The 24843-nt window shown below is 38.0% G+C and carries 22 protein-coding genes; 20 read left to right on the top strand and 2 right to left on the bottom strand.

Annotated features, from left to right (window positions below; translation table 11 throughout):
• Positions 1-120: 120 nt before the first annotated feature.
• Positions 121-1842 (bottom strand): Rqc2 family fibronectin-binding protein, encoded by a 1722-nt coding sequence (locus J2S08_RS08555; RefSeq protein ID WP_307228567.1) that lies wholly within the window; start codon positions 1840-1842, stop codon positions 121-123.
• Positions 1843-2068: 226 nt separating this feature from the next.
• Between J2S08_RS08555 and J2S08_RS08550 the strand changes: the two genes are divergently transcribed.
• From J2S08_RS08550 to J2S08_RS08465, 18 genes are all read left to right on the top strand, one after another.
• Entirely contained in the window at positions 2069-4753 is a 2685-nt protein-coding gene (locus tag J2S08_RS08550; RefSeq protein ID WP_307228565.1) for a cation-translocating P-type ATPase, read from the top strand.
• Positions 4754-4999: 246 nt separating this feature from the next.
• The gene (locus tag J2S08_RS08545; RefSeq protein WP_307228563.1) at positions 5000-5875 is read left to right on the top strand and encodes a YicC/YloC family endoribonuclease; all 876 of its coding nucleotides are present in this window, start codon (positions 5000-5002) and stop codon (positions 5873-5875) included.
• 445 nt (positions 5876-6320) lie between these two features.
• On the top strand, positions 6321-6584 hold the full coding sequence (gene remA, locus J2S08_RS08540; protein WP_307228561.1) for an extracellular matrix/biofilm regulator RemA: 264 nt from the start codon (positions 6321-6323) through the stop codon (positions 6582-6584).
• An 11-nt stretch (positions 6585-6595) separates the two neighbouring features.
• Positions 6596-7210 (top strand): guanylate kinase, encoded by a 615-nt coding sequence (gmk, locus tag J2S08_RS08535; RefSeq protein WP_307228560.1) that lies wholly within the window; start codon positions 6596-6598, stop codon positions 7208-7210.
• A 2-nt stretch (positions 7211-7212) separates the two neighbouring features.
• Entirely contained in the window at positions 7213-7431 is a 219-nt protein-coding gene (gene rpoZ, locus J2S08_RS08530; RefSeq protein WP_307228557.1) for a DNA-directed RNA polymerase subunit omega, read from the top strand.
• Positions 7432-7944: 513 nt separating this feature from the next.
• On the top strand, positions 7945-9150 hold the full coding sequence (gene coaBC / locus J2S08_RS08525) for a bifunctional phosphopantothenoylcysteine decarboxylase/phosphopantothenate--cysteine ligase CoaBC (RefSeq protein WP_307228555.1): 1206 nt from the start codon (positions 7945-7947) through the stop codon (positions 9148-9150).
• Positions 9151-9155: 5 nt separating this feature from the next.
• The gene (priA, locus tag J2S08_RS08520; RefSeq protein WP_307228552.1) at positions 9156-11561 is read left to right on the top strand and encodes a primosomal protein N'; all 2406 of its coding nucleotides are present in this window, start codon (positions 9156-9158) and stop codon (positions 11559-11561) included.
• A gap of 31 nt (positions 11562-11592) precedes the next feature.
• Entirely contained in the window at positions 11593-12081 is a 489-nt protein-coding gene (def, locus tag J2S08_RS08515; protein ID WP_307228550.1) for a peptide deformylase, read from the top strand.
• Positions 12078-13049 (top strand): methionyl-tRNA formyltransferase, encoded by a 972-nt coding sequence (fmt, locus tag J2S08_RS08510; RefSeq protein ID WP_307228548.1) that lies wholly within the window; start codon positions 12078-12080, stop codon positions 13047-13049. The genes def and fmt overlap by 4 nt, the downstream gene beginning before the upstream one ends.
• On the top strand, positions 13021-14355 hold the full coding sequence (gene rsmB, locus J2S08_RS08505) for a 16S rRNA (cytosine(967)-C(5))-methyltransferase RsmB (RefSeq protein WP_307228546.1): 1335 nt from the start codon (positions 13021-13023) through the stop codon (positions 14353-14355). Before fmt ends, rsmB begins: the two co-directional genes overlap by 29 nt.
• Complete coding sequence (rlmN, locus tag J2S08_RS08500) at positions 14352-15446, top strand: dual-specificity RNA methyltransferase RlmN (protein WP_307228544.1); 1095 nt, start codon at positions 14352-14354, stop codon at positions 15444-15446. The genes rsmB and rlmN overlap by 4 nt, the downstream gene beginning before the upstream one ends.
• Positions 15447-15451: 5 nt before the next feature.
• On the top strand, positions 15452-16198 hold the full coding sequence (locus tag J2S08_RS08495; protein ID WP_307228542.1) for a Stp1/IreP family PP2C-type Ser/Thr phosphatase: 747 nt from the start codon (positions 15452-15454) through the stop codon (positions 16196-16198).
• A gap of 5 nt (positions 16199-16203) precedes the next feature.
• Positions 16204-18225 (top strand): Stk1 family PASTA domain-containing Ser/Thr kinase, encoded by a 2022-nt coding sequence (gene pknB / locus J2S08_RS08490; protein ID WP_307228581.1) that lies wholly within the window; start codon positions 16204-16206, stop codon positions 18223-18225.
• A gap of 17 nt (positions 18226-18242) precedes the next feature.
• Entirely contained in the window at positions 18243-19124 is an 882-nt protein-coding gene (gene rsgA, locus J2S08_RS08485; protein ID WP_307228541.1) for a ribosome small subunit-dependent GTPase A, read from the top strand.
• 2 nt (positions 19125-19126) lie between these two features.
• Complete coding sequence (rpe, locus tag J2S08_RS08480) at positions 19127-19783, top strand: ribulose-phosphate 3-epimerase (protein WP_307228539.1); 657 nt, start codon at positions 19127-19129, stop codon at positions 19781-19783.
• 241 nt (positions 19784-20024) lie between these two features.
• Entirely contained in the window at positions 20025-20675 is a 651-nt protein-coding gene (locus J2S08_RS08475) for a thiamine diphosphokinase (protein WP_307228537.1), read from the top strand.
• A gap of 98 nt (positions 20676-20773) precedes the next feature.
• Positions 20774-20854, top strand: coding sequence for a stage V sporulation protein SpoVM (gene spoVM / locus J2S08_RS08470; protein WP_307228579.1), 81 nt, complete (start codon positions 20774-20776; stop codon positions 20852-20854).
• A 315-nt stretch (positions 20855-21169) separates the two neighbouring features.
• Complete coding sequence (locus J2S08_RS08465) at positions 21170-22156, top strand: diaminopimelate dehydrogenase (protein WP_307228536.1); 987 nt, start codon at positions 21170-21172, stop codon at positions 22154-22156.
• 109 nt (positions 22157-22265) lie between these two features.
• Here the strand turns inward: J2S08_RS08465 and rpmB are convergent, their stop codons facing one another.
• Positions 22266-22454: a 50S ribosomal protein L28 gene (rpmB, locus tag J2S08_RS08460; RefSeq protein ID WP_307228534.1), complete on the bottom strand. Its 189-nt coding sequence runs from the start codon at positions 22452-22454 to the stop codon at positions 22266-22268.
• A gap of 249 nt (positions 22455-22703) precedes the next feature.
• Here rpmB and J2S08_RS08455 point away from each other — a divergent pair, with 249 nt between their 5' ends.
• Both J2S08_RS08455 and J2S08_RS08450 read left to right on the top strand, forming a co-directional pair.
• Positions 22704-23069, top strand: coding sequence for an Asp23/Gls24 family envelope stress response protein (locus tag J2S08_RS08455; protein ID WP_307228532.1), 366 nt, complete (start codon positions 22704-22706; stop codon positions 23067-23069).
• Between the two features lie 13 nt (positions 23070-23082).
• Positions 23083-24756 carry a DAK2 domain-containing protein gene (locus tag J2S08_RS08450; protein ID WP_307228531.1) on the top strand — a complete coding sequence of 558 codons (1674 nt, stop codon included), beginning with the start codon at positions 23083-23085 and terminating at the stop codon, positions 24754-24756.
• Positions 24757-24843: the final 87 nt, after the last annotated feature.

Raw genomic sequence — 24843 nt, 5'->3', positions numbered from 1 at the left:
ATAGAAATATTTACACGCAAAATAGAGAAAAGTGAATTTGAGGATCCTCAAATTCACTTTTCTCATTATTTAGAAGCTAGTTATGTCCCAGCCTCCTAGCCTCTAATTTAACCTCTTCTATCAAGTAGAACCATTCTTCATTTCCTTCAATTTATCAGCATCTGGCGTCACATAAACTGTTTCCTGATGATCGTAAATGACAAATCCTGGCTTTGCACCATTCGGTTTTTTAACATGCTTTACTGCGGTGAAATCGACGGGAACCATGCTTGATTCTCTTGCTTTACTATAATACGCTGCGATGTTTGCAGCTTCCATTATCGTTTCTGCTGTTGGAGCTTTGCTTTTTATAACAACGTGCGAGCCAGGGATATCTTTTGTGTGCAGCCAAATATCGTCTCTTTTTGCAAGTTGATTTGTTAAATAATCATTTTGCTTATTGTTTTTACCGACTAGTATTTCAGTACCGTCAGAAGCTTTATAACGTTCAACGTTTGGTTTTATGTGTTTTTTCCTTAACTTTTTTTGCTTTTGTTTTAGCCGTATATAGCCTTCTTCTATAAGCTCTTCTCTAATTTCATCCAAATCTTTTGGATCAGCAGAATTTAGTTGTTGTAATAGATGATCAAAATAATCGATTTCTTTGTTTGCTTTTTCAATTTGTTCTTGGACAACAACAAGTGCGTTTTTTGCTTTTTGATATTTTGCATAATAAAATTGTGCATTTTGTGCTGGCGTTTTTTTGGGATCTAGTGGAATAGTAAGATGATTTTGATGTTTGTCATAGTAATTGACGACATCAATGGTCTTCATTCCTTTCTTTAATAAATAGATATTTGCAGTTAAAAGCTCTCCATACAGCTGATATTTTTCTGCATTCTCAGCATCCTTTAATGTTTTCTTTAACTTAGCGATTTTCGTTGTGTTTTTAGTTAGTTCATTTTTAACAAATCGTTCTAAATCTTGCCCTTGTTGCTTAACGCGGTCTCTACTGGCTTTTCTAAAATAGAATCGATCCAACATGGAGCTAAGGGTTGAAAATGTTTTTTCTTCTTTATTTTTTAAATAAGTAATAGGAAATAAATAGAAATGCTCCTTCTCATCATTTTTACTAATGGTTGGCTCATAGTGATCATTTTTAAGCTGGTTCATGATTTCCATAAATACAGGAGGAATTGTCACACGATTTGCTAGTCCTGCACGATGCTTCATTTCTTTAGCTAAAAGCGGTGAAATACCTGCAAAATGTTCGACGATTTGTTTATCTAAATTACCGCGGTTAAAGTCGAGTACTTGGAGAATAGCCTCCTCATTTTGTTCAAGTGGATTCCTTTTATTTTGAGCAGGTGGAAGGATATATTCATGTCCTGGAAGGACGGTGCGATAGCTATTTAAACCTGGCGGTACATGCTTGATGCAATCTAAAATAATCTGTCGTTCTTTATCGACAAGGATAATATTACTATGTCTGCCCATCAATTCTATATATAATTGTTTGTACGTAATATCCCCAATTTCATTTCTTCCTTTTACTAAAAATACAATGATCCTATCAAGCTCAATTTGATAAATATCCTCGATTAAATAACCTTCAATATGTTTTCGAAGGAACATACAGAAGTTAGATGGTTCTGGCGGATTTTCATATTGTTCCTTTGTTATTTGAAGACGGGAGTAGCTTGGATGGGCAGAAACAAGCACTTTTTGATTTTGCCCATTCGCCCTTACTACAATTACCAATTCATGTTTATAAGGCTGATGTATTTTATTGATTCTTCCTCCTTTTATAAGGTGGACAAGTTCCTTTATCATTGCTCTCGTAAATAGACCATCAAATGCCATCATTTAACACCCTTTGCAAAAAGATTCTCAGACATAACTTGCTAGCAGCAACTGTTACTGATTTTAATATCTGTTTTAGTGAAACTCTAAGGAAAAAGTACGTTCCGTGTACTCGTTAAGTCACTGAAATCCACCATTCAGTTTAAATTATATCATTAATTCTCGCTAGCCTGAATATGATTGCATTAGTAGACAACTTGTCAGAGGGAGAGAGTGTGATGGGTGGATGAAATTCCATGAGATGCATGAAAACGATGTGGCAAATCAGTTAAAAACAAATATAGAGCATGGGCTATCATCTAAGGTAGTACAGAGTAAACAAAAACAATTTGGTTGGAATGAGTTAGAAGAGAGGGAAAAGCAATCTCTCTTATTACTTTTTTTTAACCAATTTAAAGATTTTATGGTGCTGATTCTTCTAGCGGCAACACTACTTTCAGGGCTTTTAGGAGAGTATATTGATGCAATTGCCATTATGGCAATTGTCACATTGAACGGTTTTTTAGGTTTTTTTCAAGAGAGGCGGGCGGAAAAATCTTTACATGCATTAAAACAGCTCTCGACCCCGCAAATCTCTGTTTTGCGTGACGGGAAATGGATGAAAAAACCTGCTAAAGAAGTAGTTGTTGGGGATATTTTAAAGTTTTCCAGCGGTGATCGAATTGGAGCAGATATGAGAATTGTTGCTGCTCATAATTTAGAAATAGAAGAATCAGCTTTGACAGGAGAATCAGTTCCAACTCCGAAAAAAACGGAGCCGCTGCCGCCGGCTAAAAACAGTCTAGGCGATTTAGAAAATATGGCTTTTATGGGAACAATGGTTACGAGAGGACACGGTGTTGGAATTGTAACAGCAATTGGAATGAAAACAGCAATGGGCCAAATTGCTGACATGATTCAAAGTGCTGAAGTTATTATCACACCTTTACAAAGAAGACTGGAACAGCTTGGCAAAATTCTAATCACAGTTGCTTTGCTTTTAACGATTTTAGTTGTTTTTGTTGGAGTAGCCCATGGCCATGATCTTTATACAATGTTTTTAGCTGGGGTGTCTTTAGCTGTTGCATCTATTCCTGAGGGACTGCCTACTATCGTAACAGTATCTCTATCCCTTGGTGTACAGAGAATGATTAAACAAAAAGCAATTGTTAGAAAACTTTCAGCAGTGGAGACGTTAGGATGCGCCTCGATTATTTGCTCTGACAAAACAGGAACGATGACACAAAATAAAATGACAGTTACTCATTTGTGGAGCGCTGGAAAGACTTGGACCGTCTCAGGGACAGGCTATGTTCCAGAAGGAAGTTTTTATCATCAAGAACAGCTTGTTGTACCTCAACAACAAAAATGTTTGCATCAACTTTTGTCATTTGGGCTGCTCTGCAACCATGCAGAAATGATCAAAAAGGACAAGGAGTTTATCATTGATGGGGACCCAACAGAAGGTGCATTGTTAGTAGCAGCAATGAAAGCAGGTTTGACTCGAAAGCAATTAATGCAGGATTACACAATAGAAAAAGAATATCCATTTGATTCTAAACGAAAAATGATGAGCATCGTTATTAAAGATAAACAACAGCGTCGCTTTGTCATTACTAAAGGAGCTCCGGACGTACTCATCCAACGTAGTAAAGCTATTCAGTGGGACAAAGAGAGTCGTTCATTAGATGACAAGGAAAAACAGGCTGTCTTAACAGAGATTGAGATACTTGCTGAAAAAGCATTAAGGACGATTGCGATCGCCTATAAACCATTGCATGAAGACCCAAAAAAACTATCGGAAGAAGTGATCGAAAAAAATTTCATTTTTCTTGGCCTTCAAGGGATGATCGATCCACCACGTCCAGAGGTGAAAGTAGCTGTAAAAGAGTGTCGAGAAGCAGGTATTAAGACGATTATGATTACTGGCGACCATGTTGTAACTGCAAAGGTTATTGCACGTGAGCTTGGAATTTTTCATAACAAATCGATGGTTTTAGATGGTCAATCGTTAGATGGGATGACTGTTGAAGATTTGCAAGCAGTTGTTGAGGATGTGTCTGTCTTTGCCAGGGTATCTCCTGAGCATAAGCTAATGATAGTCAAAGCCTTGCAAAAAAAAGGACACATTGTTGCAATGACAGGAGATGGCGTTAATGACGCTCCAGCTATTAAAAGTGCCGATATTGGAATATCAATGGGCATAACTGGAACCGATGTTGCGAAAGAAGCATCTTCTCTTGTCTTATTAGACGATAATTTTGCAACCATTAAATCAGCAATTAAAGAAGGCAGGAATATTTATGAAAATATTAGAAAGTTCATTCGCTATTTACTTGCATCGAATGTCGGAGAGATTCTTGTCATGTTGTTTGCAATGCTGCTTTCGTTGCCATTACCGCTTGTCCCAATCCAAATCTTATGGGTAAACTTAGTAACAGATGGCTTGCCAGCGATGGCTCTTGGATTAGATAAACCAGAAGAAGATGTGATGAAAAGAAAACCTCGTCATCCGAAGGAAGGAGTATTTGCGAGAAGGCTTGGGTGGAAAGTAATTTCTAGGGGGTTCTTAATTGGAGTGGTAACGCTGATCGCCTTTATCATCGTGTATTATCGCAACCCTGCTGACCTTCCATATGCACAAACGGTCGCCTTTGCTACTTTAGTTGCTGCACAGCTCATTCATGTATTTGATTGTAGAAGTGAACATTCTGTTCTTTCTCGCAATCCATTTGGCAATCAGTATCTTCTCTGGGCAGTTATTTTTTCATTTGCAATGATGATTGCAGTTATTTATGTACCTGTTTTACAACCTATTTTCCATACAGTTTCTATTGCTAAATTAGATTGGCTTTTGATTATTGGACTCAGTGCACTGCCAACATTTCTATTGGCAGGTTCAATTTTTGCAACAAAAAAGCATAATATATGATATAATCCAGAAGATAGTTGATTTTTTTATAAGATCATCATACCTTGAAAATTCAAGAACAGTTTATTAACATAACGTCATGGGATATACTTTTTTGTCATAAGAAAAAGAGCTGGTTGTCTTCATGACGTACTTCTTTTCATTTTTTAAAATAGGCGTTATCAGGGTTTTTTCTACACATTTGGCCGATTAGAGCTTCAGCACTGTTGCACAAGTTCATTATGTTAATGCCGGAGTGTGATGGAATTGGTTGTAAGTATGACAGGATATGGACGTGGAGTTAGCAAGTCAGATACATATCAAGTAACTGTTGAAATAAAAACAATGAATCATCGATATATGGAATGTATGATTCGGATGCCTAAGCAGTATGTTCGAATAGAAAATGTGATAAAAAAAAGCATTAGCCAATACATACAACGTGGAAAAATAGAAGTGTTTGTCATGTTAGAAGGCGAAGGTTTCGTTCAAAGAACATTAGCAATTGATTGGAACTTGCTGGATGAATATTACCAGGCGCTTGTTAAAATAATAGATCAGTACAATCTCGACGAAACAATGAACTTGTCAAATTTGCTTCGCCATCCAGAAATAATGATTGTAGAAGAGAAAGAAGCTTTTAATGAGCAAATTGAAAACCATATTTTTGCTGCAATTCAAGAAGCCATTCAAGAAGTAATGGAAATGAGAAAAGCAGAAGGCGCTGCCCTGAAAAAAGAGCTAAAAATGTACTTGTTGCAAGTTCGCGACTCTGCTGCTTTTATAAAAGCAAAAAGTCCTGATGTTTTTCAACAATATCGAGAACGATTAGAAAAAAAGATAAGAGAATACGTACATGAATCAATTGATGAGGCTCGCTTATTGGCAGAAATCGCCCTTTATGCTGATAAATCGGATATTAGTGAGGAAATTGCTCGTTTGGAAAGTCATTTGATGCAATTTGAGAAAACATTGGATGTTGAAACATTAGTCGGCAGAAAACTTGATTTTCTCATTCAAGAAATGAATCGAGAAATCAATACAATCGGCTCAAAAGCACATGATGCAGCTATAACAGCAGCTGTTGTAGAATTAAAGTCAAACTTAGAAAAAATGCGTGAGCAGATTCAAAACATTGAATAGACCATGATAAAATTAAAATGGTCTTTCAAATGTTCTTGTTATTAAAAACAGGCCTTAAAGCTTCATTCTCCCAATCAAGATAAATCCCTAGATGATCTCCAATATGTTTTTGAAGGAAGCATATGATTTTTATCTTCTCGTCTTGCAAGGATCAAGTTATTTGAGGTTTACGTATCATGACATTTGGGATTGAATTTCCCTTGATTATATATAGTGACTTTTCACTGTAGAGATCACATGGATGTATTGTGAGAGACGACGTTTTTTTTCTAAAATTTTTACCTATATATATTTAGTTGCCGCTTTCTTCTCTAGAAGCAGATGCCAGAATCTCGAAAGCTGTTTCTTATTGGACAGGCGATTAGTATAAGCTGCAAAAAAACTTCGCTATGACAGAGATAAATATAAAGGTTGATAAAGATATAAAAGAGATGGGAGGAACATAATGGGGGTTAAACTAATTAATATTGGCTTTGGCAACATTGTAGCAGCGAATCGGATTATTTCAATCGTAAGTCCAGAATCTGCACCAATTAAGCGTTTAATTCAGGATGCGCGCGATCAAGGGACATTAATTGATGCCACATTTGGAAGAAGAACGCGGGCTGTTATTATTATGGATAGTGAACATGTGATTTTATCTGCGGTACAGCCTGAAACAGTAGCGCATAGATTAATTGATCGCGATGAAAACAGCGAGGAAGGGTAGGACATAAAGCGATGAAGGAAAAAGGGCTATTGATTGTGCTTTCTGGACCATCTGGCGTTGGGAAGGGTTCTGTAAGAAAAGCAGTCTTTTCACGTCCAGATGTCCATTATGCATATTCAATTTCAATGACAACACGAGCTCCACGTGAAGGAGAGGTAAATGGTGTTGACTATTTTTTTAAAACGAAGACTGAATTTGAGCGTTTAATTGAAGAAGGGAAATTGCTGGAATATGCACAATACGTCGGGAATTATTATGGGACGCCAGTTGATTATGTGCGGCAACAATTAGATGAAGGTAAAGATGTTTTTTTAGAAATAGAAGTTCAGGGGGCTAAACAAGTGCGGGAGAAATTTCCAGAAGGCTTGTTCATTTTTTTAATGCCGCCAAGTTTAGACGAGCTTAAAAAACGCATTGTATTAAGAGGAACAGAATCATCAGATTTGATTCAACATCGTATGCAAGCAGCTCGTGAAGAAATTGAATTAGTGCACATGTATGATTATGTTGTTGTAAATGATACAATTGAACTTGCATGCCAGCGTATAAATGCTATTGTTCAAGCTGAACATCTTCGCAGCGATCGTATTGCACATCACTATCTTAAAATGCTGGGAGTGGAATAAGTATGTTATATCCATCTATTGACAAATTATTAACGAAAATAGATTCTAAATACTCATTGGTATCAGTTGCTGCAAAAAGAGCTCGTTATCTACAAGAAGAAGGAGAAAAAGGTGGCCTAGATCATTTTGTTTCTCATAAATTTGTAGGAAAAGCGCTAGAGGAAATCAATGAAGGCTATTTAAAAATCAAGGAAATGAATGAGCAAGAAGCATCCTCTTGAAAATAACAACCTGATAGGTTGTTTTTTCTTTTATCCCACATCTAACTGGCAGTAATACCCCCACCTCAAGAGTAAGAGGAATCGAAGAAATCTAGGTTGGGGATAACTGAAAGTCAAATGTCCGATTGGTTCGGGCCGACAGGATGTCGGTCACAAAGGCGTGCAACAGGATGTTGCGATCTTAGCCTTTGTTCTACTTCTTATCAGTGGGGGATGAAAGAAAACCCCCACTGATGGAAGTTTCACTTTATTTCACATTTAACTGGTTGTAAACCTCTCACAAGGGTTAGTCAGAAGTCTAATTGTTAGAGCCAATAGAGTAGGGAAAGCATCGGCAATAATAAGCTTTTTTGATGACGCAGTGTTCTTTTTTGTTATGGGCATAAGAGAAAACCCCTATTGTGGAAATTTCACTTTTTTCTACATCAAACTGGCGAACAATCAATTGAATCATTCATAATAGAAAGAGCAACATTCACATTCGCTTTTGGAAAATAGAGGAGTTGATAAGACATGTTAACAGGTAAAAAGATTTTGCTTTGTGTAACTGGGGGAATCGCAGTTTATAAAGCAGCTGCTTTGACGAGTAAATTAAAACAAGCAGGTGCTGAGATTAAAGTCATTATGAGTAAATCTGCACAGGAATTTGTAACCCCGCTTACTTTTCAAGCTTTATCGAGAAATAATGTTTATACAGATACATTTGCTGAAAAAGATCCTACAGTAATCGCACATATTGACCTTGCTGATTGGGCGGATCTTGTTCTCGTAGCACCAGCTACAGCTAATATTATTGGAAAGCTTGCGAACGGAATTGCTGATGATATGATCTCAACTACTCTATTAGCAACTACTGCTCCAGTCTGGATCGCTCCAGCGATGAATGTCCATATGTATGATCATCCTGCCGTTCAAAAGAATATCACAACGTTAAGTGATTTTGGCTATCAATTTATTGAACCGAGCGAAGGCTATTTAGCATGCGGATATGTTGGTAAAGGGCGGCTAGAGGAACCAGAGAAACTGCTGTCACTCTTATATCAGTATTTTAAAGATGTTTCAGATCAACCGTTAAAAGACAAAACGATCCTTATTACTGCAGGGGCAACAAAGGAAGTTATCGATCCAGTTCGTTATTTTACGAATCGCTCATCAGGAAAAATGGGGTATGCACTTGCTGAAGAAGCAGTAAAATTGGGAGCCTCTGTTATTTTAATTTCAGGCGCTGATCAGCTTCCAGTTCCAAAACAAACGACATTTATCCAGATCAAATCAGCTGAAGATATGTATCGTGCTGTCATGCGTTACTTTCCAAACGTTGATATTGTGATTAAAAGTGCAGCAGTAGCAGATTATCGTCCGAAACAAGCTTTTTCAGAAAAAATGAAGAAACAAGCGGGGACGCTTGTTATAGAGATGGAAAGAACAAAGGATATTTTACTTGAATTGGGACAAAAAAAGACAAAGCAATTTATCGTAGGATTTGCTGCTGAAACACAACAAGTAGAAACGTTTGCTTTAGAAAAGCTCCAGAAAAAAAATGCAGATATGATAGTTGCAAACAATATTAGTCAGGAAGGAGCTGGCTTTGCCCACGACACAAACAAAGTTACTATCTATAAAAAGAATGGGATTTCTAAATCATTGCCTTTACTAACGAAACACGAGACAGCCCGCGAAATATTAACCGAGATCATTTTAACAATGGGAGAGAGCTGAATAAGATGCGGATTGCAAGTGTCATTGTAGATGTTCAAACGATACAAACAAATCGAACATATGACTATGTTATACCGGATAAATGGTTAAGTCATATACAGCCTGGAATGAGGGTGATTGTTCCGTTTGGACCAAGAAAGATACAAGGTTTTGTGATCCAAATAAAACAGGATTCTGAAGTAAAGAAATTAAAGGAAATTGTAAAACCGCTCGATCTTGTTCCTGTCTTAAATGATGAATTACTATCACTAGGCGAATGGTTGACTGAAAAAACATTATGTTTCCACATGTCAGCATTTCAAGCGATGCTTCCTACAGCAATGAAAGCAAAATATGACAAAAAGCTGCGCATTGTTCAGGATCGTGAAGATCAATACTTTTACCATCTTTTTGGTAAACGTGAAGAGATTATGTGGGAACACGCGGAAGAGAAGGGGCTGCTTCCTCAATTGCAAAAAGCAGTGAAAAGTGAACATATAGAGGTTATTTATTTAGTCAAAAATCGTGCAAATAAAAAAATGGTTCAGATGATTAGAACGGAACGGTCAAAAAGTGAATTAGGAACAGCAATAGAGAAGCTGCCAAGTAATGCTTATCGGCAAAAAAAAGTGTTGGAACAGTTTTTGTTAGATAGCGAGCTGCGGATTTCTAGGAAAGCGTTAATGGAAAAAACGTCGGCATCTCAAGCTGCTATTGAATCGTTAATAAAGAAGAAACTGCTTGTGATAGAAAAGGAAGAGATATACAGAGATCCTTATGAAGATCGCCATTTTAAAACAACGAAAGCCCTTCCGCTGACTGAAGAACAGCAATCAGTGATCAAACCGATCATAGAGAAGATTACGGACCATGTTCATGAGACGTTTCTTTTATATGGCGTAACAGGGAGCGGGAAAACAGAAATTTATTTGCAATCGATCGAACAAGTTTTAGCAATGAATAAAGAAGCAATCGTACTTGTTCCGGAAATATCTTTAACTCCACAAATGGTACAACGATTTAAAGAACGATTCGGAAAACTTGTTGCCGTATTACACAGTGGCTTGTCAATTGGAGAAAAGTATGATGAATGGCGAAAAATTCAAAGAAAAGAAGCAAAAGTAGTAGTCGGTGCACGTTCGGCCATCTTTGCGCCTTTTGAAAATTTGGGGATCATCATTATTGACGAGGAACATGAAACGAGCTATAAGCAGGAAGAAAATCCACGATATCATGCAAGAGATATTGCTATTTATCGAGGGAAAAATCATCGGTGCCCTGTTGTTTTAGGAAGTGCTACGCCATCCTTAGAGTCTTTTGCCCGCGCAAAAAAACAAGTATATCAATTATTAACATTAAAAAAGCGGATGAACAACCAAGATTTGCCCTCCGTGGCAATTGTCGATATGAGAGAAGAGATGCGTGCAGGAAATCGTTCGATGTTTTCGAGAGAGCTGGCCAAGCAATTGGAGCTACGCTTAGAAAGAAAAGAGCAGACGGTGTTATTTTTGAACCGCCGCGGCCACTCATCATTTATTATGTGTCGAGATTGCGGTTATGTTTTACAATGTCCGCACTGTGATATCTCCCTTACCTATCATAGATATAACAATCAAATGAAATGCCACTATTGTGGTTATGAAACAGTAGTGCCTTCACAATGCCCAGAGTGTGAAAGCAAGCATATTCGCTATTTTGGTACTGGTACACAAAAAGTGGAAGAGGAGATTGCGAAGCTGTTTCCAACGGCAAAAACAATACGGATGGATGTTGATACAACAGGAAAAAAAGGTGCCCATGAAACGCTGCTTCGTCGATTTCAAGAAGAAAAAGCAGATATTTTACTCGGAACGCAAATGATTGCGAAAGGTCTTGATTTCCCTAATATTACGCTTGTTGGCGTCCTTAGTGCTGATACGATGCTCCATCTTCCGGACTTTCGTGCTTCTGAAAAAACCTTTCAATTATTGACACAAGTAAGTGGACGAGCAGGCCGACATGACCTAAAGGGAGAGGTTGTTATTCAAACCTATACACCGGAGCATTATAGTATTAAGCTTGCAGGAGAACAAGACTTTGAACGATTTTATGAACAAGAAATGTTGATGAGAAAAATTGGCGCTTATCCGCCATTTTATTTTATCGCTCTCCTCACTATTACTCATGAGAACTTAATGAAGGCTGTTTCCATCACAGAAAAAATTACAGCTTACATGCGTAGGCAGTTATCGAAACAAGCGATCATTCTTGGCCCTTCTGCATCGCCAATTCCTAGGATCAATAATAGATATCGTTACCAATGTTTGATAAAATATAAAAAGGAAGAAAAGTTGATTCCAGCATTACAAAAGGTAAGAAATCATTATCAAAAACAAAGCACAACAGAAGGGGTGACCATTTCAATCGATGTGAACCCTTATATGATGATGTAGCTTAAAAATAAAGAATCAAGGAGGAAGACGATTGGCCATTCTTCCAATAGTAAAGCATCCAAACCCAATTTTAGAAAAACAGTGTGAACCAGTAACCACTTTTGATAAAACAATAGCAGTCTTCTTAGACGACTTATATGATACGATGATCGATGCTGATGGTGTCGGATTAGCCGCTCCTCAAGTTGGCGTTCAAAAAGAAATAGCAATTGTTGATATTGATGATGATGAGATTGGTACAATTGAGCTTATCAATCCAAAAGTTATAAGTATGTCCGGGGAGCAAACAGATGTTGAAGGTTGTTTAAGCTTTCCAGGCCTATTTGGAGAAGTAACTAGACCTTTCTATGTGAAAGTTTCTGCACAGGATAGGTGCGGAACCGCTTTTACCTTTGAAGCGGAAGGCTTCTTAGCAAGAGCTATTCTTCATGAAATCGATCATTTACGAGGTGTCTTGTTTACGTCTAAAGTAGAAAGATATGTGGAAGAACATGAATTAGAAGGGAGTGGGATAGAATGACAAAGATTGTATTTATGGGAACGCCCGACTTTTCCGTTCCAATATTGCGCCAGCTCATAAAAGATGGATACGATATTTGTGGTGTCGTTACACAGCCAGATCGACCTGTTGGCCGAAAACGAGTCCTAACCCCGCCTCCTGTAAAGCAAGAGGCTGAAAAACACCAGCTGCCAGTAATCCAACCGGAAAAGATGAATGAAATTGCTATCCAGCAAATCTTAGCATTAAAACCTGATCTCATTGTAACAGCTGCTTTTGGACAATTATTGCCGAAGCAAATATTAACAGCGCCAACATATGGCTGTATTAATGTACATGCATCTTTATTGCCTGAATTAAGAGGCGGTGCGCCGATACATTACGCAATCCTTCAAGGGAAAAAGCAAACAGGTATTACGATCATGTACATGGTTGAAAAGTTGGATGCTGGTGATATGATTAGACAAGTGAAAGTGCCCATTGATGAGAGAGACGATGTTGGCACATTACATGATAAATTGAGTGCTGCCGGTGCACGTTTATTGTCAGAAACATTACCAGCAATAATAGCAGGTGATATTACCCCGCTTCCGCAAAACGAAGAACAAGCAACTTTTGCTTTTAATATTAAGCGGGAAGATGAAAAAATAGATTGGTCGCAGCCTGGTGAAGCAATATATAATCATATTCGCGGCTTGCGCCCGTGGCCAGTTGCTTATACGAGCTTCCAAGGCAAGGTAATGAAAATTTGGGGTGGAGAAAAACAGCCGACAAACGAAAAGCAGGCTGCTGGAACCATTATTGAAATAGTAGAAGATGGATTTGTTGTAAAAACAGGAAATGACATTGGAATTAAAGTAACAGAACTGCAGCCAGCTGGCAAAAAGAAAATGACAGCCCAATCATTCTTGCGTGGAGCTGGACAAACTGTTCAGATCGGGATGATGCTAGGAGAAGAATATGAAAAAACAACCGAAAAAAATACGTGAAATAGCGCTGGAAGCTCTTGAGAAAATAGAAAAGCAGCAGACATATAGCAACCTGCTGCTAAATGACCTTATTCAAAAATATCAGTTAACAGGTCGAGATGCTGGTCTACTAACAGAGCTGGTCTATGGTACTCTCCAGAGAAGAATGGCGCTCGATTTTTATTTACAGCCTTTTTTGAAAACAAAAATTGAAACATGGGTACGCCACTTATTACATTTAACCATATATCAGAATGTGTATTTAGACAAAATTCCAGAACGAGCCGCCATACATGAGGCGGTGGAAATAGCTAAACAGCGTGGACACCGTGGGATTGCTGGAATGGTAAATGCGATTTTAAGATCCATACAGCGAAAAGGCTTGCCCTCTCTTGAAATGATTAAAAACCCTATCGAAAAAATTGCGATTGCAACGAGTCATCCTCAATGGCTAGTTGATAGATGGGTTGAACAATATGGCTATGAAAAAACTGCTGCAATGTGTGAAAAAAATGTAACTGCTCCAACGCAAACAGCACGAGTAAATACTACAAAAGCAACACGCAAAGAAGTCGTCGATCTGCTTAGAGGCGAGGGATATCAAGTAGAAGAGAGTCCGATGCTAGAGGAAGCGATTCATGCAATAAAAGGCAACTTGGCCTATTCTCAAGCGTACCGAGAAGGGTTCCTTACGATTCAAGATGAAAGCTCTATGATCGTTGCATATGCATTGCAGCTAGATAAGAATCAGTCGGTGCTGGATGCTTGTGCAGCTCCAGGAGGAAAAGCAACCCATATTGCTGAGAAGCTTCATTGTACAGGAAACGTTACTGCACTTGATATTCACGAACATAAAATTAAATTGATTCGCCAACAAGCAGAGCGATTGGATCTTTCTAATATTTCAACTAAAATATTAGATAGCCGCAATGCTGCTGAACATTTTGCTAAGGAAAGCTTTGATCGTATTTTGGTAGATGCTCCTTGCTCAGGACTAGGGGTTATTAGAAGAAAACCAGATATTAAATATACAAAATCACAACAAGACATTACATCGCTGCAAAAAGTTCAACTATCTATTTTAGACGCAGTCGCACCACTTTTGAAAAAAGGCGGTTTGCTTGTCTATAGCACTTGTACAGTGGATAAACTGGAAAATGATGCTGTTGTCTCACATTTTTTACACAATCATTCCGATTTTGAAGCATATGATTTACAGGTTCCAGCAGCTTTTATTCCCTTTGCTGCAGGACATATCATGCAGATATTTCCCCAGGATTTTAACGGAGATGGGTTTTTCATCTCAAGTTTGAGAAAGAAGGTATGAACTTGGAAAAAGTGAAAAAAAAACCTTTATTTGAATTAGAGGAAAAAACGCCCTCTATATACTCCTATCAACTAGAAGAATTAAAAAACTGGCTCATAACAAATGGAGAGAAAGGGTTTCGAGCTGAACAAATTTTTGAATGGCTATATGAAAAACGTGGATCTTCTTTCGACGAGATGACCAACCTTTCGAAAGCATTAAGGGAAAAGTTAACAGATGCTTTTCAAATCACGACATTAAAAACAATCATAAAGCAAACATCTTCTGATGGTACGATTAAATTTTTATTTGAGCTGCAAGATGGCTATTCTATTGAAACAGTGTTAATGCGCCATGACTACGGCTGTTCTGTTTGTGTGACAACACAGGTAGGCTGCCGTATTGGATGTACGTTCTGTGCTTCCACACTAGGAGGCCTAAAACGCCATCTAAAGGCTGGTGAAATTGTTGCACAAGTAGTCCAAGTGCAAAAAGCACTTGACGAAACGGAAGAGCGGGTTAGCTCGGTTGTGATAATGGGAATTGGAGAGCCCTTTGACAACTATAAGCAAATGCTTGCATTTTTGCGTATTATTAATCATGATAAAGGCTTAAATATAGGAGCTCGTCATATTACTGTTTCTACAAGTGGGATTATACCAAAGATTTATCAATTTGCAGATGAAAAAATGCAAATAAATTTTGCTGTTTCTTTACATGCTCCTAACAATGATCTAAGAACGCAATTAATGCCTATAAACCGCGCCTATCAGTTGCCAGAGTTGATAAAAGCGATTAAATATTATACAGAAACGACTGGAAGGCGGGTCAGTATTGAATATGGTTTATTCGGAAAAGTAAATGATCAAGTAGAACATGCAGAAGAGCTGGCTGAATTGTTGAAAGGGATTCATTGTCATGTCAATCTAATTCCTGTTAACTATGTACCTGAACGTAATTATGTTAGAACACCACGAAATCAAATCTTTCTATTTGAGAAAACATTGAAGCGCCATGGGATTAATGTGACCATTCGTCGAGAGCAAGGACATGATATTGATGCGGCATGCGGCCAATTACGCGCAAAGGAAAGAAAAGACGAGACGAGGTGAATGTGATGAAGTCTGTGTTCAGTACGGATCGTGGACAAATCCGCCAGCAAAATGAAGACAATGGCGGAATTTTTCGGAATCATAACGGGCAAATTCTAGCTGTTGTAGCTGATGGCATGGGTGGTCATCAAGCAGGTGATGTTGCAAGCAGAATGTCAACGCATTTATTGCAGGAGAAGTGGGAAGAAACGACAGATATTGGCACCCCGGATATTGCTGAATCATGGTTTACAGAAAATGTGGCTGCGATTAATGAGCACCTCTTTCGTCATGCTCAGCAACATTCAGAATGCAGTGGTATGGGAACGACATTAGTTGCTGCTATATGTACAAATCGATTTGTCACTATTATTCACATTGGCGACAGCCGCTGTTATTTATTAAATGAAGACGGTTTTAAGCAACTAACAGAGGATCATACTTTGGTCAATGAGTTAGTAAAAACAGGAGAAATATCGAAGGAAGCTGCTGAGCATCATCCACGTAAAAATTGGATATTAAAAGCATTAGGAACAGAAACAACCATTGAGGCTGATGTAAAAACCATTACTTTCGAACATGAAGATCTTCTCCTTCTATGCTCTGATGGCTTAACAAATGAACTCTCCGAACAACAAATCAAAGATGTGTTATCAACAGAGCAGGAGTTAGATGAGAAAGCATGCAATTTGATTCGTCTTGCAAATGAGCAGGGTGGGGAAGACAATATCACAGTTGCAATCGTGCAGCAGGTATGTGGCGAAAGTGGGTGACAAAGGTGCTAATTGGAAAAAGAATTAGCGGCGGCCGCTATAAAATTTTAGAAATGATTGGCGGCGGCGGAATGGCAAATGTTTATTTAGCACGCGATTGTATTTTAGACCGTGATGTAGCCATCAAAATCTTGCGTTTGGATTTCGCTAATGAAGACGAATTGATTCGGCGTTTTCAAAGGGAAGCACAATCTGCTACTAGTTTAACACATCCAAATATCGTCAGTATTTATGATGTTGGGGAAGAAAAAGATATTTATTATATTGTGATGGAATATGTGGATGGAATGACTTTAAAGCAATACATTCAACAGTTTCATCCGATTCCTGTTGAAAAAGTACGGGATATTATGAAGCAATTAACATCTGCCATTTCTCATGCTCATCAAAATCATATTATCCACCGTGATATTAAACCGCAAAATATATTAATTGATCATGATGGAAATGTGAAAATTACTGATTTCGGAATAGCAATGGCATTAAGTGCCACTTCTATCACACAAACAAACTCTGTACTAGGGTCAGTACATTATTTGTCTCCGGAACAAGCTAGAGGTGGGATGGCGACTGAAAAATCAGATATTTATTCACTTGGCATTGTCCTCTTTGAATTATTAACTGGGAGGCTCCCATTTTCAGGAGAATCAGCGGTATCGATTGCATTAAAGCACCTACAAGCTGAAACACCAGCACTTAGAAGATGGAATCCAAATATACCGCAAAGCATGGAAAACATCGTGTTTAAAGCAACTGCAAAGGATTTGTTTCAACGTTATCACAGCGTTGATGAAATGCATGAGGATATTGATACAGCGCTAGACGAAGCAAGACGAAATGAACCGAAATTTCATGTTCCCGAAGATCATGATGCTACTAAAGCGATTCCGATTTTAACGAATCAAGAAGAAGACCACGATCAAAACCTTGATGAAACTAAAATTCGTAGAGATAAAGTGGAGAAACGAGATACTATTCATCAAGGAAGTCAAAAAAAGAATGGAAAGCAGCAAAAAAAGAAGCCAAAAAAGAAAAAATGGCCATTTATCGTTGCTATTTCATTCATTTTTCTATTTGTGTTAAGTATTTTTGCCCTTACTTTTTTCCCTGGATTAGTAGGGCCAAAGGAAATTAAGGTGCCTGATGTAAGTGGCGAAGAATTAGAAGATGCAATTGCTTCTTTACTTTCTGCTGGATTTGTCATTGGCGATACAATTGATATGAACAGTGATGAGATCGAAGCTGGTGAAGTGGTTAAGACAAAACCAAAGGGGGGGAAAAAAGCGAAAAAAGGCAGCTCAGTAGATGTATACTTGAGTATAGGAAGAGAAAAATCTGTTGTTGATGATTATATTGGTCGCGATATTGACGATGTGATGAAGCTGCTAGAGAAAAATGGCTTTAAGGGGGACATAGTTCGTGAAGAAGTACACGATGACAATCCGCCTGGAACAATTATAGACCAAAATCCACTGCCAAGAACAGAAGTTTTTCCAGATGAAACGGTTTTTACTTTTACAGTGAGTAAGGGCCTCGAACAAATTTCCTTAAAAGATTTGCGAGAATACAATGTAAAGGGATTAAATGATTATGCTGATTCAACCGGATTGGTTATTGATATGTCATCTGAAGAATACTCAGATACTGTGCGAGAAGGTTTAGTCATTTCGCAGTCTCATAAACCTGGAACACTATTAAACAAAGGTGATAAGATTAAAGTAGTACTTTCAAAAGGACAGAAAGAAATACCGCCTAAAACGATTTTTAAAGAAATCGTTATCCCATATGATCCTGGTGAAGAAACCGATGATGACGCTATAGGTGGAGAGAAAAAACCGCAGGAAATTCAAATTTATATTGAAGACATGAACAATAGTATGACTGAAGCAAATGAAACATTTTTGATTACGGAAACAACTAAAAAACGTTTAGAATTTAATATTGAGCATGGAAAGAAAGCTGGTTATAAAGTGATTCGCGATCAATCTGTTCTAATGGAAGAAGTTATTCCATATCCAGAAGATTAATAAGTAGGAGCGATGCTATGGGAAAAGGAAAAATTATTAAAGCACTTAGTGGATTTTATTATGTTCTTGATGGTAATCAGATTATTCAATGTCGAGGGAGAGGTGTTTTTCGAAAACAGAAGATCACACCTCTCGTAGGTGATTATGTTGTATATCAAGCTGAGAATGACAAAGAAGGCTATATTATGGAGATTCGGGAACGGAAGAATGCGCTAGTTAGGCCGCCTATAGCGAATGTTGACCAAGGTATCCTAGTGTTTTCCGCAATTGAGCCGGCACTTAGCACCGTTCTTTTAGATCGCTTTCTATTATTACTAGAATCACATGAGATTGAGCCGCTTATCTGTATTACAAAAATGGATCTTTTAGATGAGAATCAGCGAGAGCAGATAGAACAAATAGCTGCTGACTACCAAGATATTGGTTACCATGTATTACTAACTTCCTCGCAATCACAGGAAGGAATGCATGCTTTGAAACCATTTCTTGCAAATAAAACCTCAGTTATTGCTGGACAATCTGGAGTCGGTAAGTCTACACTTCTTAATGTGCTGAAACCTGAACTAGAATTAAAAACAGCTCGTATTTCAACACATTTAGGGCGGGGAAAGCACACAACAAGGCATGTAGAGCTATTGGAATTAGAAGGCGGACTAGTAGCCGATACACCAGGATTTAGTTCATTGGAATTACAGCATTTAGAAGCAGAAGATCTCTCCTTTTGTTTTCCAGAAATGAGAGAGAGACAAATAAAGTGTAAGTTTCGGGGATGCCTTCATGTCAACGAACCTGGATGTGCGGTGAAAGCAGCTGTAGAGAAAAAAACAATTCTCACTTCCCGCTATGAACACTATGTACAGTTTTTAGAAGAAATGAGAGAGAGAAAGCCGAGGTATTAATCATGATAAAAATAGCACCTTCGATTTTATCAGCTAACTTCGCGAAGTTGGCAGAGGAAATTATGGAAGTAGAAAATGCAGGAGCAGATTACATTCACGTTGATATTATGGATGGCCATTTTGTTCCCAATATTACAATGGGGCCGATGATTGTAGAAGCGATTAGACCAGTAACTAAGCTTCCATTAGATGTTCATCTCATGATTGAAAACCCAGATCATTATATAGAAGCCTTTGCAAAAGCTGGCGCCGATTATTTAACCGTTCATGTAGAGGCATGCCGCCACCTTCATCGAACTTTACAGCTTATTCGTTCTTTTGGTGTAAAGGCAGGAGTTGTATTAAATCCAGCAACACCCCTTGAAACGATTCAGCATGTATTGGAAGAAGTTGATATGATTCTATTAATGACTGTTAATCCGGGATTTGGCGGACAATCGTTTATACCGAATGTGTTAGGGAAAATAGAGCAAGCAAGAAAGCTTGTAGAAGAAAAAGGATTGACGGTCGAAATTGAAGTGGATGGAGGAATTAACGCAGACACTGCCAAACAATGTGTAGAAGCAGGAGCAGATGTATTAGTTGCAGGATCAGCTATTTATAATCATCCAGATCGAAATGCTGCTCTACAAGCAATTCGCCGCCAATGTGAACGATAGATGTATTGTCCGATAAAGCTATCGTTCATCAACTTGTGATAGATGAATGATGCAAAAAACGAATTATTAATAAAAAGATTAGTAGAGATGTTCAAAGACGTCCCAGGAACTTTTACCTGACAACTTCTTTCGCTTGTGAAAAAAGCTTCGTATAACAAAAATTTTCACAGTGCACCAAGACTGCCGGTGATAAAAGACTATTTGAATACTCTATGCTTGGGAGGATAGAAGAAGAAAAAGCATGCAAAAAACAATCTATATCGTTGCTGGGGGGCCGGAAGCATATATTCCGAAGCTTGAAAACGATCAAGATGTGCTTTGGATAGGAGTAGATCGCGGCGTTTATTATTTGCTGCAGGCAGGTATTTGTCCGCATATTGCATTCGGTGATTTTGATTCTGTAAATGAAGCGGAATGGGCCGTGATCAATAAGCAATTAACTAATATCAATCGCTACCTTCCTGAAAAGGATGAAACAGATATGGAACTTGCCCTACTTTGGGCAGTGAAGCAGCAGCCGGCATTGATTCGAATTTTTGGAGGTACGGGAGGAAGACTAGATCATTTTCTAGCTAATGTATTTTTAATGGCTAGACCATCCATTTTATCGTCTCTATCTTGTACGATTGAGATGATTGATGAAAAGAATATCATTTCCATCCTTCGACCTGGCACGTATACAATTGAAAAAATTGCTGATAAACAATATATTTCCTTTCTGCCGCTAAGCAGAGAAATTATAGATATTACTTTAATAGGCTTTAAATATCCATTAAAAGATCAACATGTTTCGAGAGGATCGACTTTATGCATGAGCAATGAACTTATTCAATCAAAGGGTACTTTTTCTTTTAAGGAAGGCATACTAATAATGGTAAGAAGTATGGATTAATGTAGAAAAAGTGGATATCTGACTCTATGTACTGAACGAAAGGTACATGAATATGATATAAGAGACCAGATACTTTGTTGAATAAGGAGGGACTTTTCATGAAATTTTATACAATAAAACTACCAAAATTTATTGGCGGTATTGTTAGAGCAATGTTAGGAACTTTTCAAAAGAAATAATTAGCACCTTGCTAAATACACCCTTTTATGGGTGTATTTTTATTGAGGAATTATTTCCATTCTTATCTCTAAGAATGATGGTAAAATGACTTGATACTACTCGCCGCATGTTGAAATGACTCGATTAAGTGAAATATTATTTTCATGATTAGTGACGTAAAAAATAATTGCAGGGTTAACAAAAAAAAGTTAACATTAATGATGAAAATGTTTCAATTCAGGTATAGTTAGTGAGACTTTTCATTGGGACATGCTGTTTGTAGAAGTAAAAAGGTTCTTCGCCCTGAAAGCTATCGAAAACAAGGAGGAAAAAAAATGAACAATCAAATAAGAATAGGCATTGTTGGATATGGCAATTTAGGAAGGGAAGCGGTACAAGCAATCAAACAACGAGCAGATATGAAACTGATTGCCATCTTCACGCGCAGAAGCCCAGATAGCATGCAGGTGGAGGATGAAACGCTGAATATTGTACATATATCAGAGGCAGAAGCATATAAGGATCACATTGATGTCATGATTCTTTGCGGAGGATCAGCGACAGATTTGCCAGAACAAGGTCCATTTTTCGCTCATATGTTTAATACAGTGGACAGCTATGATACCCATGCAAAAATACCTGAATATTTTTCTTCTGTGGATGAGGCGGCAAAAAACGGTGGAAAAACAAGCGTCATATCTGTAGGCTGGGATCCAGGTTTGTTCTCCCTTAATCGTATGTTAGGAGAAGCAATGCTTCCAAAAGGTGAAACATATACTTTTTGGGGTGAAGGCGTGAGTCAAGGACATTCTGATGCAATTCGACGAATTAAAGGAGTCAAGGATGCCATTCAATATACGGTGCCAATTGCAGAAGCAATGGAAAAGGTAAGAAGAGGAGAACTACCTACATTATCAACTAGAGAAAAACATTTGCGAGAATGCTATGTCGTCTTAGAAAAAGAAGCGGATCCAGTCGAGATTGAACGGCAAATTAAGACAATGCCAAATTATTTTGCTGATTATGAGACGACAGTTACCTTTATTTCAGAATCAGAATTAAAAACAAAACATGCGAAAATGAAGCACGGAGGGTTTGTTATAAGAAGTGGAAAAACAGGTGATAATAGCAATCAAATCTTTGAATTTTCACTGAAGCTTGATAGCAATCCAGCTTTTACTTCCAGCGTGCTTGTGACGTATGCACGTGCAGCTTATTATTTAAACAAAGCAGGTGACATTGGAGCGAAAACGGTGTATGATATTGCGCCAAAATACTTGTCAGATCGACCTGTTGAAGACTTGCGGAGAGATTTATTATAAGAGAATCCATCATCATATAAAAAAGCACCCATTTTAAATGGGTGCTTTAAAGAAGCAAATTGCACTCGCTTCTTTCATTGCTTTTACGTTTCTTTCGTAAATAAGCGAATTATACGCGTTCTACTTTTCCAGATTTCAGCGCTCGAGCAGAAACCCAAACACGTTTTGGTTTTCCATCTACAAGAATGCGAACTTTTTGAAGGTTAGCTTTCCAAGTTCGCCTGTTAGCATTTAATGCATGGGAACGTTTGTTTCCAGTACTTGTTTTTCGACCAGTAATCACACATTTTTTAGCCATAGCATTCCCTCCTTACTTATGAAGAAATTCACTTTTCACATAAACATACCTTAATAATTTATCACACTAGTACTGATAATGCAATACTTGTACTTACTCTTTCAAGAAAAAAACCTTGACATTCACCTGTATAATTGGAATGATAAATAACGGGTTCTCTTACCTGCAAATCTTGCTTTAAAAAAATAGGTACTTATAGTAAAATGACTGTATTCAAGCCTAAGCTAGATGATAAAGGGGGGACGTTGCATGTCCATCGAAATGAAAACAAATTACGGGCATATTCATATTGCCAATGAAGTAATAGCAGCAATTGCGGGAGGCGCTGCAATTGATAATTATGGTATTGTTGGAATGGCGTCAAAAAATCAAATTAAAGATGGATTAACTGAAATTTTAGGGAAAGATAATTTTACACGCGGTATCATCGTTAGGCAGGAAAATGAGGAACTGCACATTGATATGTATATTATTGTTGGCTACGGGACAAAGATTTCTGAAGTTGCTCACAATGTACAAGCAAAAGTAAAGTACACATTAGAGCAAACAATCGGTCTTGCAGCAGATTCCGTTAATATTTATGTTCAAGGGGTTCGAGTAACGAACCCATCGTGAGGGGGAAAGTTTTGTGGCGATTACATCATTAGACGGAAGAAGATTTGCAGAAATGATTATCCAAGGAGCGAATCACTTATCTGTCAATGCTCAAATGGTCGATGCACTAAATGTGTTTCCAGTTCCTGACGGTGATACTGGTACAAACATGAATTTATCGATGTCTTCCGGGGCAAAAGAAGTACAACAAAATATCCAGCCTCATATTGGCTATGTAGGGAAAGCTCTTGCTAAAGGACTTTTAATGGGAGCAAGAGGAAATTCTGGTGTTATTTTATCGCAGCTTTTCCGTGGCTTTTCTAAAGCAATTGAGGACAAAGACAGCATCACTAGTAAAGAATTTGCAGCCGGTTTAGAAGCTGGAGTCGACACAGCTTACCGGGCTGTAATGAAACCAGTAGAAGGAACAATTTTAACAGTTGCAAAAGATGCAGCGAAAAAAGCAGTCAAAATTGCTAAAAATCAGTCTGATTTTGTGGTTGTAATGGAAGAAGTTTTAAAAGAAGCGAAACGATCTCTCAAGCGTACTCCCGATCTCTTGCCAGTGTTAAAAGAGGTTGGTGTAGTGGATAGCGGTGGTCAAGGGCTTGTTTGTGTGTACGAAGGTTTTCTAGCTTCCTTAAAAGGTGAAGCATCACCTGAGAATTCGACGATTATCCCTTCAATGAAGGAGCTCGTTAACGCGGAGCATCATAAAGGTGCCCAAAGCTTTATGGATCCAGAGGATATTGAATTTGGATATTGTACCGAATTCATGGTCAAATTAGAAACGGAGAAATTAAAAAAACATCCATTTACGGAAGAACTATTTACGAAGGAAATAAGTGCGTTTGGAGACTCCTTATTGGTCATTACAGATGAAGAACTCGTCAAGGTTCACATTCATGCTGAGCGTCCTGGTGATGTTTTATCCTATGGCCAACGCTATGGAAGTCTCATTAATATGAAGATAGAAAATATGCGTGAACAACATCGTTCGATGATTGACAACAGCCAACAACTGAAAGAAAAAACTGTACATAGTGAAAAACAAAAATATGGGATTGTTGTTGTCTCAATGGGAAGCGGCATCGGCGAGCTATTTAAAAGTATTGGTGCAACCGCTGTGATTGAAGGCGGGCAATCGATGAATCCAAGCACGGAGGACATTGTCAACGCTATTGAGAATGTAAATGCTGAGAATATCATTATTTTGCCTAACAATAAAAATATTATTATGGCGGCAAAGCAGGCAGCAGATATTGTGAAGGAAAAAACAATCGTGGTGGAATCAAAGACAGTTCCTCAAGGATTAGCGGCTCTATTATCTTTTAATCCTTCAGCTAATTTGGAAGATAACCATGAAGCAATGAGCGATGCCCTTCTACATGTAAAAACGGGACAAATTACATATGCCGTCCGCGACACAAATATAGATGGATTGGCAATTTCCAAGGGCGATTTTATGGGGATTGCCGACGGAAAAATTGTGGATGTAAACAAAGATAAAGTCGCATCGGCGAAAGCACTTTTAGAGCAAATGGTTGATGAAGATACGGAAATTATCACCATTATCTATGGGGAGGACGTTTCTCAACAAGAATTGTCAAATCTTGAAAATGAATTGCAAACGGCATTTCCTGATATTGAAATGGAGATTCATCATGGAAACCAGCCCCTGTATGCTTTTATTTTTTCAGTAGAATAAAGAGAAGCATTCATCCTTGAAGGCTCCACTTCCTTTATATAAGGAACTAAAATCTTAAGATAAGAAGCCTATATCCTCGAAATTTTA

The organism is Bacillus chungangensis, assembly GCF_030812995.1.
In the GTDB taxonomy this organism is placed as follows: Bacteria; Bacillota; Bacilli; order Bacillales; family Bacillaceae_C; genus Bacillus_CF; species Bacillus_CF chungangensis.
The sequence above is the reverse complement of the archived record's forward strand: the minus strand, read 5'-3'. Positions and strand labels throughout refer to the sequence as shown.

Bases quoted from the DNA above. Each gene is read 5' to 3' on its own strand.
- rpoZ (WP_307228557.1), top strand. From the start codon at position 7,213: ATGTTATATCCATCTATTGACAAATTATTAACGAAAATAGATTCTAAA.
- fmt (WP_307228548.1), top strand. From the start codon at position 12,078: ATGACAAAGATTGTATTTATGGGAACGCCCGACTTTTCCGTTCCAATA.
- J2S08_RS08465 (WP_307228536.1), top strand. From the start codon at position 21,170: ATGAACAATCAAATAAGAATAGGCATTGTTGGATATGGCAATTTAGGA.
- rsgA (WP_307228541.1), top strand. From the start codon at position 18,243: ATGGGAAAAGGAAAAATTATTAAAGCACTTAGTGGATTTTATTATGTT.
- spoVM (WP_307228579.1), top strand. From the start codon at position 20,774: ATGAAATTTTATACAATAAAACTACCAAAATTTATTGGCGGTATTGTT.
- J2S08_RS08455 (WP_307228532.1), top strand. From the start codon at position 22,704: ATGTCCATCGAAATGAAAACAAATTACGGGCATATTCATATTGCCAAT.
- J2S08_RS08550 (WP_307228565.1), top strand. From the start codon at position 2,069: ATGAAATTCCATGAGATGCATGAAAACGATGTGGCAAATCAGTTAAAA.
- J2S08_RS08495 (WP_307228542.1), top strand. From the start codon at position 15,452: ATGAAGTCTGTGTTCAGTACGGATCGTGGACAAATCCGCCAGCAAAAT.
- J2S08_RS08555 (WP_307228567.1), bottom strand. From the start codon at position 1,842: ATGGCATTTGATGGTCTATTTACGAGAGCAATGATAAAGGAACTTGTC.
- rlmN (WP_307228544.1), top strand. From the start codon at position 14,352: ATGAACTTGGAAAAAGTGAAAAAAAAACCTTTATTTGAATTAGAGGAA.
- rpmB (WP_307228534.1), bottom strand. From the start codon at position 22,454: ATGGCTAAAAAATGTGTGATTACTGGTCGAAAAACAAGTACTGGAAAC.
- remA (WP_307228561.1), top strand. From the start codon at position 6,321: ATGGGGGTTAAACTAATTAATATTGGCTTTGGCAACATTGTAGCAGCG.
- rsmB (WP_307228546.1), top strand. From the start codon at position 13,021: ATGAAAAAACAACCGAAAAAAATACGTGAAATAGCGCTGGAAGCTCTT.
- rpe (WP_307228539.1), top strand. From the start codon at position 19,127: ATGATAAAAATAGCACCTTCGATTTTATCAGCTAACTTCGCGAAGTTG.
- gmk (WP_307228560.1), top strand. From the start codon at position 6,596: ATGAAGGAAAAAGGGCTATTGATTGTGCTTTCTGGACCATCTGGCGTT.
- coaBC (WP_307228555.1), top strand. From the start codon at position 7,945: ATGTTAACAGGTAAAAAGATTTTGCTTTGTGTAACTGGGGGAATCGCA.
- priA (WP_307228552.1), top strand. From the start codon at position 9,156: ATGCGGATTGCAAGTGTCATTGTAGATGTTCAAACGATACAAACAAAT.
- J2S08_RS08475 (WP_307228537.1), top strand. From the start codon at position 20,025: ATGCAAAAAACAATCTATATCGTTGCTGGGGGGCCGGAAGCATATATT.